We start from the raw sequence: 16,755 nt of genomic DNA on the forward strand, positions 1-16,755 counted from the left end.
CACTTTCAGGAGGTGAAAGGGGAACTTTTGCAAGCTAAAAGTGGCACTTTTGGAAAGTGAAAGTTCAACTGCATATTTATACGCCCTTTTCCGTATGTTTATACAAGGGCTGTCGTTCTCCAAAAATAGCACTCCCGTCAACCAATTCCGTGCGACTTTGGTTGATGAAAGTTCAGCTGTCGGATGACGAAGCGAGTGAGTCCTATTCTTGTTTGAGGGAATCTGCCGGCATTTCCGGTATGCTGTCGGGTGTGGCTTGCGATGTCTTTTTCTTCTTCCGTCCGAACAAATCACGGAAATTGTTGAAGTCTTTTTTGATAATAAGACCGATGCCCTGCGTGTTGAGTGAACTGCGTGTGAAATAGCGGTCGTTTGTCTGGTTGTAAACCTTGACGGCAAGGTTGCCATTGGGGAAGAGCAGGTAGCGGATATCGAAGTCACCGATGAACGAAGTGGTGGCGTTGGGGTTGTCGCGGTAGCCGAACTGTCCGTTGATGAGCAGTCGGTTGTTGAGCAGTCGTCCGGACAGGATGCCCTCATATTCGGCGTTGTTCCATCCTTCCGTTCCGGTCGAGATGTTGGCTCCGAAGTTCCAGTTGCTGTTGTTCACCACACTTCCCAAGACCGTATTGATTTGCTGGCTGAGTGTTCCGCTGAGCAGACTTTGCATGGCGAGACTTGCCTGGCTGGGAGAGGTGCCGTCTTGGTTGGCGTTGTTGGCACCCTGCGTGTAGAAGCGTCCGATGGTCAGGAGGTAAATCACTTGCTGGTTGAGTTCCTCTTCGCTGTTGATGAGCGAGCGCACCATCTGTTGCGCATCGCTGCTGACGGTTGGCAGTTGGAGGTCGAAGTCGGCTTTGGGTGCACTTGGCGTTCCGGTGATGTTCATCAGGCAGTTGACACGGATGTTGTTGGATGAGAACGAGCGTCCGATGTTGAGGTCGGAGAGACTGACGCCATTGATGGTGTGGGCGGCTTGAAGGTTGAGTGTCGCTTCGTAGGGGTCGCCACCGAAGACGATGGTTCCGCCTTCTTGGAATTCAAAGTCTTTCTTGATGATGTTTTGTATGGTCATCTTATACACCCCGTGGTCGATGATGTAATTGCCGAAAATGTCGAAGCTTCCTTTATTGAAATAGGTGGCTCGGAGCACGCCATTGCCGTGCAGGTCGATATAGTCGCCGCTCTCTTCGTTCATGATGAGGCGGAGTGTCAGGTCGGGTGTGGTGTTGATGAGGAAGTTGATGTGGAGGTTGGTTGGGATGGATATGTTTTGCGACGTGGTAGCCGTTTCCGTCTCCTCTTTCGCGATGGCAATCTCCAGCGGTTTGTAGAAAAGCGGATTCTTCTCCGTGACGTCATGCCAATGGATGAACTCTTGCTTCTTTACGGCATTGGGACTGTCCGCATTATATTTGATGATGGAATTTTCTTGTGGCGTCGCCTCGATATCGAGTACGACCTCGTTGGTCTGGTTGCTGATGTGGCAGGTGCCTGTGGCATAGACCGTTCCGCAGAAGCTGTCATCGCCGAAGTCTTTGACGTCGAATGCCAGCACGTTGTCAGCCTCGATGTTGAGGTCGTATATCCAGTTTTTGAGGCATGTGTGGTAGATATCTCCGTTGACGACGGCGAGATGTTTGTTCTTGTCGAACACGCTGTCTGCGCGGAAGATGAGGTGGTCGGGCAGAAGGCGTATCGTATCGTTGTGCAGGGTGTATGTCGTGTTGAGGGGTTCTATGCCGACATCTCCGTTAGCCACGACTTCCCCTTCGATGTTAATGTTCTTGAGTGGTCCGAAGATGCGGAGGCTTCCTGTTGCCCGCGCATCCATCTTGTGCATGACGCCCTTCAAGTAGTTCTCCAGAAATTCAATCCTCGTGTTGTTCAAGTCGCAGTTGAGGGTGAGGATTTCCGGCGTAAGGGCAATGTCTCCGTTGATGAGTGTCTGCCCCAGCGGACCATCGTCTGCCACACCGTGGATGTTGATGGTGTTGTCGGTCTTGTTCCAGTCGGCGGTTGCGCGCAATGCTCCCAGCCTTCCATCTACGAAGGTGAAGTCCTCTATGCTTAGCGCAGCGTTTGCTGTAGTGTTCGCAAAGACCGATGCGAGCGTGGCTTTCCCTGAGGCACTTCCCCCGAAGAACACGTCATCCACGTTGAGAATGTCGGAGAAGAAACCGATATCAACGTTCTTCAGGTCAATGTTGACTGTGTCTTGTATCTCTGTTGTGGCTATTCCCGAAACGATGACGTGCTGTTCTCCGTTCTGGATGGCGAAATGGTCGATGATGAGATGTTTGTCGCTGTAAACGATATCCGAAGGCTCCACGTTCCACGTCGCTTCGTTGACCGACAACTGGGAGGGGTGTATGATGGTGTGGGCTGCGGGCTGTCCCTGTTCGTTCCTGAAGAATTGTGTCTCAGTAGAAATGACACCTTTCAGGTGGCGCAGTTCGTCATGGTTGTCCAGGATGAAATCAGCTTTGGTATTGTTCTCGGCAGCTTTGGCAGATATCGCAAAGTCGAAGAAATTGCCGTTGCTCATCAGTTTTTTTGTCGAGCCGTCCAGTTTCAGCGTGTCGTCAACGGTTTTCAGAACGATTTCCGTTTGGTTGTACTGGTTGTCGTTGTATGTAAACTCGGGCAGGATGCACGTCAAGTCCACCGCCTTCTTCTCATCGTTGATAGAAGCGTTGACGGTCATCGGGCGTTTGAGTTGTAGGTCGATGTCGAAGAATGCTTTCAGCCAGTCGGTCTTTGTGATGTTGGCATTGAGCGAGAGCTGGTTGGGTCGTATGTTTTTTGTTGCGGGAAGTCCCGGCAGGGTGGGGAGCTTGTCTTTGATGGCGTTGGTAATGCTGTGTGCCAAAGTGCTGTAATCGTAGTCGCCGACAATCTGTATGTTGCCGAAGTCGCCATGAATGTCGATGTTCTGGTTGCCACGCTCAGAAAGACTTTCTATGATCAGTTGCTCCATCTGGTACTGTTCTTCCGGCGATTGCAATGTGAAATTGTTCAGTTCAACCCTTCCGGTCAACTTGTTGAGCGACTTTCCCTGAAGGTTGATTTTCGTGTCGAAGCTCACTTTTGCGGTATTCCATTTCTTGTCCAGACGGAGAATGGCAGCGTTAAACTGGTGAACCTTCGCCGTAAGGTTGGCTTCCGGAATCTTGGAAGAGAAGTCAATCGTTCCGTCCATGCTCGCAGAGCCGTTCTCATCGTTGATGGAGAACTTTCCGGCAAAAGCCTGATTGTGATAGACACCGTCGATGTCGATATTCTTGTAGGTATTGCCCTCGTAGTCGAACCGGCTGACATCTCCTTTCAGCTTGAAATCATTCCTCTTCAAATCGCCTTCTATGTTCATCTGGGTGGCAAGCGTTCCGAGGCGTTGGTCGTTGAGTAGCTCCCGGAGATTGATGCCGTCTGTCGATATCTTGGCGCTGAGCAGGTTGCCTCGCAGTTTCAGGTCGGCATTGGTTTTTCCGATGTCCGTCTGCAAGATGCCGTTAAGTGCCAGGCTGTTTCCGTCCCGATTGCTGATTTCGCCTTGATAGTTGACTTTCCCGAGCGACGCTATCTGCGCAGGGGCTGAGGGCACAAATTCTTTCAGCAAGCGTGAGTTGACCGATAGTTGACGGATGTTTGCATACCATTTGGGAGTCGTGTTCAACTGGTTGGCGTAGCCATTTCCCTGAAGCTTTAATTCTCCGTCTTTCGACGAAAGTGCCATTTGTGCTATCTGAATGCCATCTTTATCACCGCTAAATGTGCCGGATAGGGTCAGGGAAGAGGGTAGCAATTGTGGATTCACATAGTTTCGGAGGAGTGGCTTCAAGTCATCGGTGCCGATTTCCGATGGGTTGATTCTTCCGTTGAACGACTTTTTGGTGGATAAGGATTGTGCTGTGAGTTCAGGAATCTGGATATGGCTGTGTGGTAGTTTTATTTCCAGATTCCGGAGCTTTGCGTCTTGATTCGCCACCGACAGTTTGAAGATGATGTTCTGCACGTCCAGTCCAGCTTGTTCCTTGAATGCCAGTCGCTTGACCTTGAGTGACAGCGAATCGTCTGAAAGTTGGTCAAGCGTAAGGTGTGCGCTTAGTGCGTTGACGTGAATGTGTTTCGGGTTGAAGATGCCTGTGGTTTGCGGGGCATCAAGTTGGTCGTATTTGATGTTGCCGTGTCTGATAACGAGCGAGTTGATGTGAATCTCTGTCTTCTTTTCCTCGTCCGTTTCCTTAGACTTGAGCGAGTCGAGCATGAATTGGAAATTGGGCTGACTCGCTGCATCCTTTTTATATAAGGTGGCATGGAGTCCGAAAATCTGTGCCGACGAAATGTCAACCGTACCCTTTATCAATGCGATGAGATCCAGTTTGGCTGAGAGTCGGGAAGCGCTGAGCATCTTTTTGTGTTGCTGGTCTTTGATGACGACATCGTCGATGACGAGGCGGTTCAGAAAGCCAAAGCTGACTTTCCCGACCTTGACTTCAGTGCCCAGCTTGTCGGATAGCGTGCTCTCAATCCTGTTTCCTATAAAACGTTGTACGGCAGGTATTTGTATGGATATCATCAACAAAAGGTATGAACCGATGAGGGTCCATAATGCAATGTTGATGATGCGTTTGATTCGACTTAATTTCTTCATCCTTTCGGTCGGTCTCCATCATTAGGAAACGCTTTTCTTCCATTATTTCAAATAGCCACTGCAAAGATAATGCAAAGCCTTTGAAGTGCAAAATAATTTAAGTTATTTTACCGAAACGCTATTATTGTCATTTGAAAATGCCTCATTTTTTTGTCAACGTCCTTATTTTTTAGTAAATTTGCACCCAATATCGTGAACGAATACTAGTATTTAAATATTATGGCGAATGTGATAAAATTGCGTAAAGGTCTGGATATCCGTTTGAAGGGAACAGCCGATATGCGTAAGATTCAGCCAGCATTTTCAGATGATTTTGGTTTTGTGCCTGACGATTTCGTCGGTGTGAAGCCAAAGGTTGTTGTTGATGTTGGAGACCGTGTGCTGGCAGGTGATGCCTTGTTTGTCAACAAGCGTTTCCCTGAAGTGAGATTTGCATCTTCTGTAAGTGGCGTTGTCACGGATGTGGTGCGTGGCGAACGCCGGAAAGTTTTGTGTGTAAAGGTGAAGGCAGACAAGGAACCGGAATTCCGTGATTTCGGAAAAATGAATCTCCCGGAGATGGACGGAAATGCTGTTTGCCAGAAACTGATGGAAGCAGGTTTGTTCGGCTATATCAATCAGTTGCCTTATGCCATCTCAGCCGAGCCGACAGTGCAGCCCAAAGCTGTTTTCGTAAGTGCATTGCGTGACATGCCTTTGGCAGCAGACTTTGAGTATGAACTGCAAGGAAATGAAGCAGATTGGCAAGCAGGATTGACGGCGCTGTCTAAGATTGCCAAGACCTATCTGGGCGTCGGTGCGCGACAAACCTCAGCCGCTTTATTGAACGCAAAAGATGTCGAGGTCACAGTCTTCGACGGTCCCTGCCCGGCTGGTAATGTCGGCGTTCAGGTGAATCATCTTTCTCCCGTCAATAAGGGCGAGGTGGTATGGACCGTCGCTCCGACAGCCGTCATCTTCATCGGTCGTCTCTTCAATACGGGCAAAGTGGATCTGCGTCGCACGATAGCCATTGCAGGCAGCGAGGTGAGCGAGCCTGCTTATGCTGATGTGTTGGTTGGTCAGCGCATCAGCACCGTGTATGAGCCGTCAGGCGAGCATGTCCGTCTCATCAAGGGCAATCCCCTGACAGGAATGAAAACGACGGCTGAAGATTATATCGGTGCAAACACTTCCGAGATAACAGCGATACCTGAGGGCAATGACCGTGACGAGATGTTCGGCTGGATACTTCCCCGAACAAAAGATTTCTCGACAAACAGGAGCTATTTCAGTTGGCTGTGCGGAAAGAAAAAGGAATATACGCTGGATGCTCGCGTGAAAGGCGGTGAGCGTCACATGATTATGAGCGGTGAATATGACCGCGTGTTCCCGATGGACATCTATCCTGAATATCTGATTAAGGCAATCATTGCCGGTGATATTGATAGGCAGGAACAATTGGGTATCTATGAAGTAAGTCCGGAAGATTTTGCGCTGGCAGAGTTTGTGGACTCCTCGAAATTGGAGTTGCAGCGGATAGTTCGCGAAGGTCTGGACATGTTGCGTAAAGAAAATGCTTAGGAATTGAATGATAAACGATTAGAACTTATGAAAAAGCTAAGAAATTATCTTGATAAAGTGAAGCCGAACTTCGAGGAAGGCGGCAAACTACATGCTTTCCAGAGCATTTTTGACGGAATGGAAACATTCTTGTATGTGCCGAACACTACGGCAAAAAGCGGAACGAACATTCATGATGCCATTGACTCGAAGCGCATTATGAGTATCGTCGTGATTGCGCTGATGCCGGCGATGTTGTTTGGTATGTATAATGTGGGATATCAGAACTACATGGCTGCCGGAACATTGGCAAACGCTTCTTTCCTCGAAGTGTTCTTCTATGGTTTCCTGGCAGTTCTCCCAAAGATTCTTGTGAGCTATATCGTAGGCTTGGGTATAGAGTTTGCGTGGGCACAATGGAAAGGGGAAGAGATTCAGGAAGGCTATCTCGTTTCGGGAATCATCATCCCCTTGATTATTCCAATCGGTTGTCCGCTTTGGATGCTGGCATTGGCATGTGCATTCTCGGTCATTTTCGTCAAGGAGATTTTCGGCGGAACAGGTATGAATATCTTTAATGTGGCGATTGCCGCACGCATGTTCCTGTTCTTCTCCTACCCATCGAAAATGACGGGAGACACGATTTGGGTGGCAGACGAAAGTATCTTCGGATTGGGAAATACGCTTCCCGATACTTTCACGGCAGCAACCCCGTTAGGACAGATTGGTGCCAACATGCCGACAGAATATAGCATTTGCGATATGATAACAGGTTTCATTCCCGGAAGTATCGGTGAAACGAGTATCATCGCTATCGCCATTGGTGCCGTGATTCTCCTCTGGACGGGCATTGCTTCTTGGAAAACCATGCTGAGTGTATTTGTCGGCGGTGCCGTTGCAGGCTTGATTTTCTCGCAGGCAGATATGACCCCGATACCGTTCTATGAGCATCTGATTCTGGGAGGATTCGCTTTCGGAGCTGTGTTTATGGCAACCGACCCGGTAACAAGTGCACGTACGGAGACCGGTAAATACTATTATGGCTTCATCATCGGAGCTCTGGCAGTTATCGTGCGCGTAATGAACCCTGGCTATCCCGAAGGTATGATGCTTGCCATCTTCTTCGGAAATATGTTTGCACCGCTCATCGACCATTTCGTTGTAGCGCGTAATATCTCGAAACGAATGAAGAGAGGAGGTTCCAAATGAAACTGAATACAAACAATAATGCGTACATTATTATATATAGTGCGATACTTGTAGTCATCGTTGCATTCCTGCTGGCATTCGTCTATCAGGCGTTGAAGCCTATGCAGGACGCGAACGTGGCGCTTGACCAGAAGAAGCAGATACTCAATTCGCTGAACCTCAGAAATCTTGATGGGGCAGAGGCGGAAGCGATGTATGGAAGGGTTGTCAAGTCAGAAGAGGAAATTGACGGCAGCACCTATTATCTTTGTGAGACCAAAGCCGGCAACAAGAAGTATGTGTTCCCATTGAAAGGAATGGGACTGTGGGGAGGCATCAGCGGATATGTGGCTGTTGATGATGACCTGAACACCATTTTTGGCGTCTATTTCAACCATGAGAGCGAGACGGCTGGCTTGGGCTCTGAGATAAAAGATTCGCAGGCTTGGCAGGAGAAGTTTATCGGCAAGAAAATCTATTCCGAAAGCGGCGAACTCGCTGTCGGTGTGGTGAAGAAGGTTGAGAATGCAGCCTCTGAGGTCGATTGCATCACCGGTGCCACGCTGACGTCAAATGGAGTTCACGACATGCTTCGCAATGGGTTGGATGGTTATATTTCTAAATTGAAGGAGGAATAGTATTATGGCATTATTCAGTAAACAAAATAAAGAGGTTCTGACAACCCCGTTGAACCTTGACCACCCGATTCTTAATCAGGTTTTAGGTATATGTTCCGCATTGGCTGTTACGGCACAGCTGAAGCCTGCAATCGTGATGGGACTTGCCGTAATCGTCATCACGGCGTTTTCCAATGTGATTATCTCGCTGATTCGCAAGACCATCCCCAACCGCATCCGTATCGTGGTGCAGCTGGTTGTGGTGGCAGCGTTGGTGACCATTGTCTCGCAAGTGCTCAAGGCGTTTGTGTATGACGTGAGTGTGGAGCTGAGCGTTTATGTTGGATTGATTATCACCAACTGTATTCTGATGGGACGCCTGGAGGCGTTTGCTATGATGAACAAGCCGTGGCCATCGCTTCTTGATGGAGTGGGCAACGGAATCGGTTACGCCATGATACTTGTAATCGTAGGAGGTGTGCGTGAATTTCTGGGACGCGGCTCGCTGCTGGGATTCCAGATACTTCCCGACAGTTTCTATGAGGCTGGCTATATGAACAATGGTATGATGACAATGCCCGCAATGGCACTCATCCTCGTCGGTTGTGTGATTTGGGTGCATCGTGCATATTTTTATAAGGAGAAATAAGATATGGAACACGCAATAAGTTTATTCTTTCGGTCGATATTTGTCGACAACATGATTTTCGCCTTCTTCCTTGGCATGTGTTCATACCTTGCCGTTTCGAAGACGGTAAAGACTTCGGTAGGATTGGGCTTGGCTGTGACCTTTGTGTTGACAGTTACTGTTCCTGTCAATTATTTGCTTCAGACGAAGGTGCTTGGTCCCGATTGCCTGATAGAAGGAGTTGATTTGAGCTATCTCAGTTTCATCCTTTTCATCGCGGTGATAGCGGGCATGGTGCAGTTGGTTGAGATGACGGTGGAGAAATATTCTCCCTCGCTATATGCTGCATTGGGCATCTTCTTACCTTTGATAGCAGTCAACTGTGCCATCATGGGTGCCTCGCTCTTCATGCAGCAGCGCATTCTGTTGGATCCCGAAAATTCTCAGGCAATCACCAGTGTCTGGGATGCCATCGTCTATGGTTTCGGTTCGGGCTTGGGCTGGACATTGGCAGTGGTGGCATTGGGTGCCATTCGTGAAAAGATGCAGTATAGCGATGTTCCTAAACCCTTGCAGGGACTTGGCATCGTCTTTATCACTGTCGGACTGATGGCAATGGCAATGATGTGTTTCTCCGGACTTAATATATAAATAAGGTATGGTACAGTTTATATTATACAGCATAATCGTATTTCTGGCAACGATACTTCTGCTCGTAGTCATTTTGCTCGTAGCCAAGAAATACCTTTCCCCGAGTGGAAATGTCAATATTGAAATCAATGGTGAGCGGACCATCAACGTCCCACAAGGCAATAACCTGATGGCAACGCTCAACGAGAACGGGATATTCCTTCCGTCAGCCTGTGGAGGAAAAGCCTCTTGCGGTCAATGCAAGGTGCAGGTTCTGGAGGGAGGCGGAGAGATTCTCGATTCCGAGCGTCCGCACTTCACCCGTAAGGAAATAAAAGACCACTGGCGATTGGGTTGCCAATGCAAGGTGAAGGGCGATTTGACAATCAAAGTGCCCGAGAGCGTCATGGGTGTTAAGGAATGGGAGTGTACGGTCATTTCCAACAAGAACGTGTCGTCGTTCATCAAGGAGTTTATCGTCGCACTGCCCGAAGGTGAACACATGGACTTCATTCCCGGTTCGTACGCTCAGATTAAGATTCCTGCATACGACTGCATCGACTATGACAAGGACTTCGATAAGAACGATATCGGTCCAGACTATCTGCCGTCATGGGAGAACTTCAATATCTTCTCGTTGAAGGCTCACAATCCGGAAGACACAATTCGCGCCTATTCCATGGCAAACTATCCGGCAGAGGGCGATCGCATCACGCTGACTGTGCGCATCGCAACGACACCGTTCAAACCAAAGCCCGAAGTGGGCTTCCAGGATGTGCCGACGGGCATCGCCTCCAGTTACATCTTCTCACGTAAGCCGGGCGATAAGGTGATTATGAGTGGTCCTTATGGCGATTTCCATCCCATCTTCGATTCTAAAAAGGAGATGATATGGGTCGGTGGAGGTGCCGGAATGGCTCCTCTGAGAGCACAAATCATGCACATGACTAAAACGCTGAACACGCGCGACCGCGAAATGCACTATTTCTATGGCGCACGTGCGCTCGTCGAGGCATTCTTCGTGGAAGACTTTCTGGAGTTGGAGAAAGAGTTTCCGAACTTCCATTTCCACCTTGCGCTCGACCGTCCCGATCCGAAAGCAGACGAGGCTGGCGTGAAATACACGGCTGGTTTTGTGCATCAGGTGATGTATGAAACCTATCTGAAAGACCATGAGGCACCAGAGGATATCGAATATTACATGTGTGGTCCCGGTCCGATGTCGAAAGCCGTGCAGGGCATGCTCGACTCGTTGGGCGTAGAACCCGAAAGCATCATGTTCGACAATTTCGGATAATGAAACAGAGTGCCGTAAAGAAAGGCACTCCGTATAGAAAACCAAAAAGCGAGCCGACTGAGGAATGTTTATGTAAAACACCTCAGTCGGCTCGCTTTTTTTATTTGCTGAATTGTTTCTCGATGTAATTGATTAGGTCGTTGCCTATCAGTCCGTTTTGCAAAATGATCCCATCTTGAGCAACAATCACCGTGTGAGGAATAGCATACACGTTGAATGCCCGTGCCACGGTGTTTTCCCAGCCATTGAGCTCAGAGACGTTCGTCCATGACATGTTCAACTCCTTGATGGCATTTTTCCAACTGGTCTCATCCGTATCCAGCGAGATACTGATGATGCCCAATCCCTTATCCTTGTATTTGTTGTAGAGTTCAGCCACCCGAGGCATCTCGTAGAGGCAGGGTCCGCACCAGCTTGCCCAGAAGTCGATGATGGTGAGCTTGTGCTTGCTGATTTCATCGAGGGCAGAGATGGTTGTCCCCTCGGGGGTGTTCATGCTGAAATCATCAATCCGGTTGATACTTTCAGCCACTTCCTCTTGTGCCTGTTCGGTCGTCTCCGTCTGCTTAGGCACCTGTTTGCACGAAGCGAACAAGATGGCAGCAAGTGCCATCCCGATCAATTTCCTGTCAATCATACACCTTATTATTATATAAGATATTGCGAACTGATACTCTGGTTATCTACCACACGGCGGATGGTTTCGGCAAACATGTCGGCAACCGACAGTTGCTTAACCTTTGCGCAGCGGTGGGAGTAGGGGATAGAGTCGGTGAACACGATTTCCTCGAGGGCGGAATTCTGTACGCGGTCGCTCGCCGGTCCGCTCATGACACAATGGGATGCACATGCGCGCACACTCTTTGCGCCAGCTTCCTTCATCACGTCGGCTGCCATCGTAATTGTTCCTGCTGTGTCAACCATGTCATCCACTATGATGACGTTCTTGTCCTTCACGTCGCCGATAATCTGCATGCTTTCCACCACGTTTGCACGGGCACGCGTCTTGTTGCAGATGACAAACGGGCAACCGAGGTATTTTGCGTATGCGTTGGCACGTTTCGAGCCGCCTACGTCAGGCGATGCGATGCAGATGTCTTCGAGTTTCAGGCTCTGCAGATACGGCAGGATGACGCCTGAGGCATACAGGTGGTCAACAGGAACGTCGAAGAATCCTTGTATCTGGTCGGCGTGCAGGTCCATGGTAATCACGCGGTTGACACCAGCCACTGAGAGGAGGTCGGCAACCAGTTTCGCGCCGATGCTGACGCGCGGTTTGTCCTTTCTGTCTTGCCGTGCCCATCCGAAATAGGGTATCACGGCGTTGATCTGTCGTGCTGATGCCCTTTTGGCAGCGTCAATCATCAGGAGCAATTCCATCAGATTGTCGGAGTTGGGGAAGGTGCTTTGAACAAGGAACACGTCGCGTCCGCGAATAGATTCTTCATACGACACAACAAACTCTCCGTCAGAGAATTTGGTGATCTGTAGTTTTCCTAAAGGACAGCCTAGACTGTTGCAAATTTTTTCTGCCAAGTATTGGGTACTTGTGCCAGAAAACACGATAAAGGAGTTCTGCTCACTCATTGCTCTTTTGTTGTTTTTAGTTATATAATGTGGAGTTTCATTAAATGGCTTTATACAATTTCGTGAAATGAATAATCAAATTCCTGTAGTCTTGTTCGTTGTGAATATCGAATCTTGTCCAAAGGTCGTTGCAGATGACCGCACCTCCGAATCCCAGTTCTTTCAGCACCTTGATGTTTTCCAGGCGCACTCCTCCCAGCGCATATACATGCTTGTCGATGAGCCCTCTGTGAGCGGCTTCTTTCAGTTGGTCATAACTGAACGATGCTTTCCCGTTGGCGTCGGAAATGCTGTCAAAAACGTCTCTCAGAAATACATATTTCGATTGTTTCTTCGCGCTTTTCAGTTCTTCGAGAGACCGACACGTGCGTGATATCTTGCCCTTGTAGCCTTGCGGCGCCTCGGCATCGGCTTCGTCCAGGTGAATGCCGGCGAGCCCATATTCGTTCTTCAGGTAATAATTGTCATGGACAACAATCTTCTTGTGATATTCTTCCGGCAGCAGCGACAGCAGACGCTCAGCATATACAGGGGAGGAGTCAGGCTTATTGAGATGAAGCATTTCCATCCCTTCTTCGAAGAGTGTTTCGAGGATTTTGTCTTCTTCCACAAAGTATGTGGGGCTTGTCATGATTATGAGTTTCATCTCTAATGCTTTTCAAGTGCAAATGTATAAAAAATATAGCAAACACACAATAATATCCGAGATAATTATCGTTCCTTTTCTTGAAAAATGAAAATTATTGATGTGCTTGGCATATAATCTCGGAAATTATGTTTAAATTTGCATGAGATTATATTGTTGTTTGAAGAAATGGAAGCTAATCATCCATATACCGACATTCGGCGTCCGACCTATGTGTTGGACGAGGCTCGTCTGCTCCGTAATCTCGAACTCATAGCGAGCGTGGCGCGGCGGGCTGATGTGGAAATCATCCTGGCGTTCAAGGCGTATGCGCTGTGGAAGACGTTTCCCGTATTCCAGAGATATGTCCATTCGACAACAGCCAGTTCCCTGAACGAGCTGCGGATGGCAGTTGAGAAATTCGGACGACCGCCCCATACCTATTCACCGGCTTATGAGGAGCACGAGATTGAAGAGATTGCCCGCCATTCCAGCCATCTCACCTTCAACTCCCTCTCGCAGTATGAACGGTTCCATGAGCAGGCACGGCTTGCGAACCCTGCACTCTCGTTGGGACTGCGCATCAATCCTGAATACAGCGAGGTGGGAACTGAACTGTACAACCCCTGCGCTCCGGGAACACGTTTCGGCGTGACGGCAGACAAGCTGCCCGAGCGCCTGCCCGACGACCTGGAGGGATTCCATTGCCATTGCCATTGCGAGAGCGGTGCTGATGTCTTTGTGCGGACGCTGGCGCATATTGAGGAAAAGTTCTCACGATGGTTTTCCCAGATTCGGTGGATTAACTTCGGTGGCGGACATCTGATGACGCGCAAAGACTATGATGTGGAACTGCTGATAGCGACATTGAGGGAGTTCAAGAAACGCTATCCCCACCTGCAGGTCATTCTCGAGCCGGGCAGCGCATTCGCATGGCAGACGGGCGACCTTGTGGCGCAAGTCGTTGACGTGGTGGAGGATAAAGGAATACGCACGGCGATTCTCAACGTGAGCTTCACATGCCACATGCCCGATTGTCTGGAAATGCCTTATCAGCCCGCAGTCACCGGTGCAGCGCAGGTAGATGCCGTGGAAGACCTTCCAACAAAAGATTTCTGTTATCGGCTCGGAGGCAACAGTTGCCTGTCGGGCGACTTCATGGGGTATTGGCAGTTTGCACACGAACTGCAGATAGGGGAGAATATCATCTTCGAAGACATGCTGCACTACACAACGGTAAAGACAAACATGTTCAACGGAGTCGCTCATCCAGCCATCGCCTTCCTTCGTACCGACGGACAACTGGAATTGTTGCGCGAATACACCTATGACGATTATCTTTCGCGAATGGATTGAATTTCTCAACCTTCCCATTAACCGCAGATTATACAGATTTTTTCTTTGCGGGTCGATACATTGATCGACCCCTACGAAGGATAAACATTTTTAGGTAGAAAAACCTAATCATAATTCTTAATTCTTAATTTTTAATTCTTAATTCTTAATTATCGAAGCTTTTCTCCCGTCAGGCATTCCCTCCCAATTTGGGGGAGGGTTAGGGAGGGGCTCTTAAGGTTTCTTTACAAATAATAACGCGCTCAGAGGCTGTATATTTAAGTCGGTGGACTGTGGCGAGGGCGGAAGCATTTTAAGCGCTCCTGCGAAAAGTTTTCTGAAAATCAGCGGATTAGAAGCACGAAAAGCATATTTTATACCAAAAACATGCGGACGTGATTTGCGAAAGTTCAACTTTGACCTTGCAAAAGTGCCACTTTCGCATTCCCAAAGTGGCACTTTTGAAGCCCGAAAGTGGCACTTTTGGAAGCAATTTTCGCCGTTTTTCGGTGAAAAATATGCACGTTTTGCATAATTATTCGGAAATAGCCGTATATCTATTCAAAAACTCCCGTCCCGTTTGTAAGCATTTTTCGGGTGAAATCTTGACATTTTAACAATTAGAAGAAGGAAGCCCTCTTTATATTATTATCTATAAATTGTAATCCATGTGTGTGTAGGGGTCAATCGATGTATCGACCCGCAGAAACAAATCGGGCGGATACACCGATCCGCCCCTACAAATAGCAACCCATTCTTAGATAGAAATCGCCTAAACGTATTTATCATTTAGCGAAGCGCTTTGTTTTCAAAAAAATGATTATCTTTGCATCAGAAAATGATGTGATACAGGTTTTAACCTGCTTATCATATGAAGGATTACAAACTAAAAATAATTAAATTATGGAACAAAACGAAGTTGAAGTAAAAGTGCCGAATATATCGGAAAATCCAGAAAGTATATTAAAGACAGTGGCCATCATTCTCCTAATAGGTGGTATTTTTGCTGCTTTGATTTTTATGTTTGGTGTTGAAGACCACGCCATTGGACTTGGCGCTGGCATAGGAATAATGCTTAGTGCTCTGGCTTCATGGGCTGTACTTAATGTAATTGCTAACATTTCTCTTCGGCTAAAGGCCATTCAAGAAACTATGCCCTTGAAACTCGTTTCTCCTGAAGTTGGAAAAGAAAATAACAATTCAACAACTGATACTCCTGCTGTTCAGGAAGAAAAAGTTTCTGTTACAAAGGGAGATGTTGTTATTTCAAGAATGACAAAGCAGGAATATACGGTTGAAGACGTTAAAGATAACATGATTTATATAAATCGTGGCAGGTTTGCAGGTTATAAATGGGAACCACTAAGCGATTTTCTTATACAACAAGATTAGAGAAATGAGTAGTTTGGAGATAATGTTTTAACCTGCTATCATAAAAGGTGTTATAGCTACCTTATATATTATATGGAACTAAATCACGAAAAAATAAGTGCAAAAAGTTTGTGAGTTCCGAAAAAAACGATTATCTTTGCACCGCATTTGGAGAAATGCCCTTGAGAAATCAGGGATTTTGCGGCAATAGCTCAGTTGGTAGAGCACGACCTTGCCAAGGTCGGGGTCGCGAGTTCGAGCCTCGTTTGCCGCTCACATTCTGAAACAATCTTTTGAATGTTTGTAAAACCGTTTTGGGTTTTGACTTTAGTCGTTCAAAAGAAAATTTGCCCAGGTGGCGGAATTGGTAGACGCGCACGTTTCAGGTGCGTGTGCCGCGAGGCGTGCAGGTTCGAGTCCTGTTCTGGGCACCCAATGATTTCGGAATGTTATTGTGATGGAGAGGTGGCGGAATTGGTAGACGCGCTACTTTGAGGGGGTAGTGTCAATTGCGACGTGGGAGTTCGAGTCTCCTCCTCTTCACACATTTGTTTTCGGTTGGTGGGAAAGATTTTCTGATTTTTCATGAACCCTTTCTCAATTAATCCCAAAACTCAATGCGGCAATAGCTCAGTTGGTAGAGCACGACCTTGCCAAGGTCGGGGTCGCGAGTTCGAGCCTCGTTTGCCGCTCTTTTTTTGAATAGAAAAAACAATCAGGACAGCAGATGAATTTATATTTGAGGTATTTTGATAAGGAGACATTGGTTTTTAATGTCGATGATGCAATTAGTTTTTTGAGTTCAATCCCCGAAATTGACATGGATGAGCATCTTGAAGCGGATATTAGGGACTATGCCGCAAGCAACGTGTATTATCCCAAACGCTATAAGATTCGTCCGCGCGTGTACTTTATTATTATAAAGACAGAGGCAGCCTCGATGCTCGACTTCAAGCAGAAGAAGGCTGTGCGTCCGACAATAGCAGGGGAGAGTCGCGAGGCAGCAGCATCGGCCTTGTCGCGCCTGGTTGACGACCGTCCGGGATGGTACGAAGGGGCACTCGATTTTAAGCGGGTTGTGATGATTCCTGCAACGGGAAAATTTGAGTATCGCGACACTCGGTTTGTTGCCCAGTGCAAAGCCAATTCGCCGCAAGATTGTTATGACAGGATCGTTGAGCATCTGCGAGGACGCGTTGACAGTCGCAGCCAGTTCCCTTCTGTCAAAGGAAAAAACTTCAGATATAAGTATTTGGGATATTGGAAATAATTTCTTTGGAG

13 protein-coding genes and 4 tRNA genes are annotated in these 16,755 nt (G+C 47.9%); 13 read left to right on the plus strand and 4 right to left on the minus strand.

Annotated features, from left to right (window positions below; translation table 11 throughout):
* Positions 1–202: 202 nt before the first annotated feature.
* The gene (locus GRF55_RS04930; protein WP_220369413.1) at positions 203–4,654 is read right to left on the minus strand and encodes a translocation/assembly module TamB domain-containing protein; all 4,452 of its coding nucleotides are present in this window, start codon (positions 4,652–4,654) and stop codon (positions 203–205) included.
* Positions 4,655–4,873: 219 nt separating this feature from the next.
* Here GRF55_RS04930 and GRF55_RS04935 point away from each other — a divergent pair, with 219 nt between their 5' ends.
* The 6 genes from GRF55_RS04935 to nqrF are packed head-to-tail and all read left to right on the plus strand — an operon-like array spanning position 4,874 to position 10,556.
* Positions 4,874–6,217, plus strand: a complete 1,344-nt coding sequence (locus GRF55_RS04935) for a Na(+)-translocating NADH-quinone reductase subunit A (protein ID WP_220369414.1) — start codon at positions 4,874–4,876, stop codon at positions 6,215–6,217.
* A gap of 27 nt (positions 6,218–6,244) precedes the next feature.
* Positions 6,245–7,405 carry an NADH:ubiquinone reductase (Na(+)-transporting) subunit B gene (locus GRF55_RS04940; RefSeq protein ID WP_220369415.1) on the plus strand — a complete coding sequence of 387 codons (1,161 nt, stop codon included), beginning with the start codon at positions 6,245–6,247 and terminating at the stop codon, positions 7,403–7,405.
* Positions 7,406–7,407: 2 nt separating this feature from the next.
* Positions 7,408–8,022: an FMN-binding protein gene (locus tag GRF55_RS04945; RefSeq protein WP_220369627.1), complete on the plus strand. Its 615-nt coding sequence runs from the start codon at positions 7,408–7,410 to the stop codon at positions 8,020–8,022.
* A 4-nt stretch (positions 8,023–8,026) separates the two neighbouring features.
* Positions 8,027–8,650: an NADH:ubiquinone reductase (Na(+)-transporting) subunit D gene (locus GRF55_RS04950; RefSeq protein WP_220369416.1), complete on the plus strand. Its 624-nt coding sequence runs from the start codon at positions 8,027–8,029 to the stop codon at positions 8,648–8,650.
* Positions 8,651–8,653: 3 nt separating this feature from the next.
* Complete coding sequence (nqrE, locus tag GRF55_RS04955; RefSeq protein ID WP_220369417.1) at positions 8,654–9,280, plus strand: NADH:ubiquinone reductase (Na(+)-transporting) subunit E; 627 nt, start codon at positions 8,654–8,656, stop codon at positions 9,278–9,280.
* A 7-nt stretch (positions 9,281–9,287) separates the two neighbouring features.
* Entirely contained in the window at positions 9,288–10,556 is a 1,269-nt protein-coding gene (gene nqrF, locus GRF55_RS04960; RefSeq protein WP_220369418.1) for an NADH:ubiquinone reductase (Na(+)-transporting) subunit F, read from the plus strand.
* A gap of 100 nt (positions 10,557–10,656) precedes the next feature.
* Here nqrF and GRF55_RS04965 read toward each other — a convergent pair whose 3' ends face one another.
* Genes GRF55_RS04965 through GRF55_RS04975 form a run of 3 tightly spaced genes read right to left on the minus strand, consistent with a single transcriptional unit; the run spans position 10,657 to position 12,789 of the window.
* The gene (locus tag GRF55_RS04965; RefSeq protein ID WP_255563840.1) at positions 10,657–11,193 is read right to left on the minus strand and encodes a peroxiredoxin; all 537 of its coding nucleotides are present in this window, start codon (positions 11,191–11,193) and stop codon (positions 10,657–10,659) included.
* 11 nt (positions 11,194–11,204) lie between these two features.
* A complete protein-coding gene (locus GRF55_RS04970) occupies positions 11,205–12,143 on the minus strand; it encodes a ribose-phosphate pyrophosphokinase (protein ID WP_220369419.1) in 939 nt (312 codons plus the stop codon).
* A 40-nt stretch (positions 12,144–12,183) separates the two neighbouring features.
* Positions 12,184–12,789: a thiamine phosphate synthase gene (locus GRF55_RS04975; protein ID WP_220369420.1), complete on the minus strand. Its 606-nt coding sequence runs from the start codon at positions 12,787–12,789 to the stop codon at positions 12,184–12,186.
* A 168-nt stretch (positions 12,790–12,957) separates the two neighbouring features.
* Here GRF55_RS04975 and nspC point away from each other — a divergent pair, with 168 nt between their 5' ends.
* The 7 genes from nspC (at position 12,958) to GRF55_RS05010 (ending at position 16,744) form a co-directional block, all read left to right on the plus strand.
* Positions 12,958–14,124, plus strand: a complete 1,167-nt coding sequence (nspC, locus tag GRF55_RS04980; protein WP_220369421.1) for a carboxynorspermidine decarboxylase — start codon at positions 12,958–12,960, stop codon at positions 14,122–14,124.
* Positions 14,125–15,006: 882 nt separating this feature from the next.
* Positions 15,007–15,495 (plus strand): hypothetical protein, encoded by a 489-nt coding sequence (locus tag GRF55_RS04985; RefSeq protein ID WP_220369422.1) that lies wholly within the window; start codon positions 15,007–15,009, stop codon positions 15,493–15,495.
* Positions 15,496–15,675: 180 nt separating this feature from the next.
* Positions 15,676–15,748 (plus strand) — tRNA-Gly (locus GRF55_RS04990).
* Between the two features lie 75 nt (positions 15,749–15,823).
* Positions 15,824–15,905 (plus strand) — tRNA-Leu (locus GRF55_RS04995).
* A 28-nt stretch (positions 15,906–15,933) separates the two neighbouring features.
* Positions 15,934–16,017 (plus strand) — tRNA-Leu (locus GRF55_RS05000).
* A gap of 76 nt (positions 16,018–16,093) precedes the next feature.
* A tRNA-Gly gene (locus tag GRF55_RS05005) sits at positions 16,094–16,166 on the plus strand.
* A 35-nt stretch (positions 16,167–16,201) separates the two neighbouring features.
* Positions 16,202–16,744 (plus strand): hypothetical protein, encoded by a 543-nt coding sequence (locus tag GRF55_RS05010; protein ID WP_220369423.1) that lies wholly within the window; start codon positions 16,202–16,204, stop codon positions 16,742–16,744.
* Positions 16,745–16,755: the final 11 nt, after the last annotated feature.

It is taken from the genome of Prevotella sp. Rep29, from assembly GCF_019551475.1.
Classification (GTDB): Bacteria; Bacteroidota; Bacteroidia; order Bacteroidales; family Bacteroidaceae; genus Prevotella.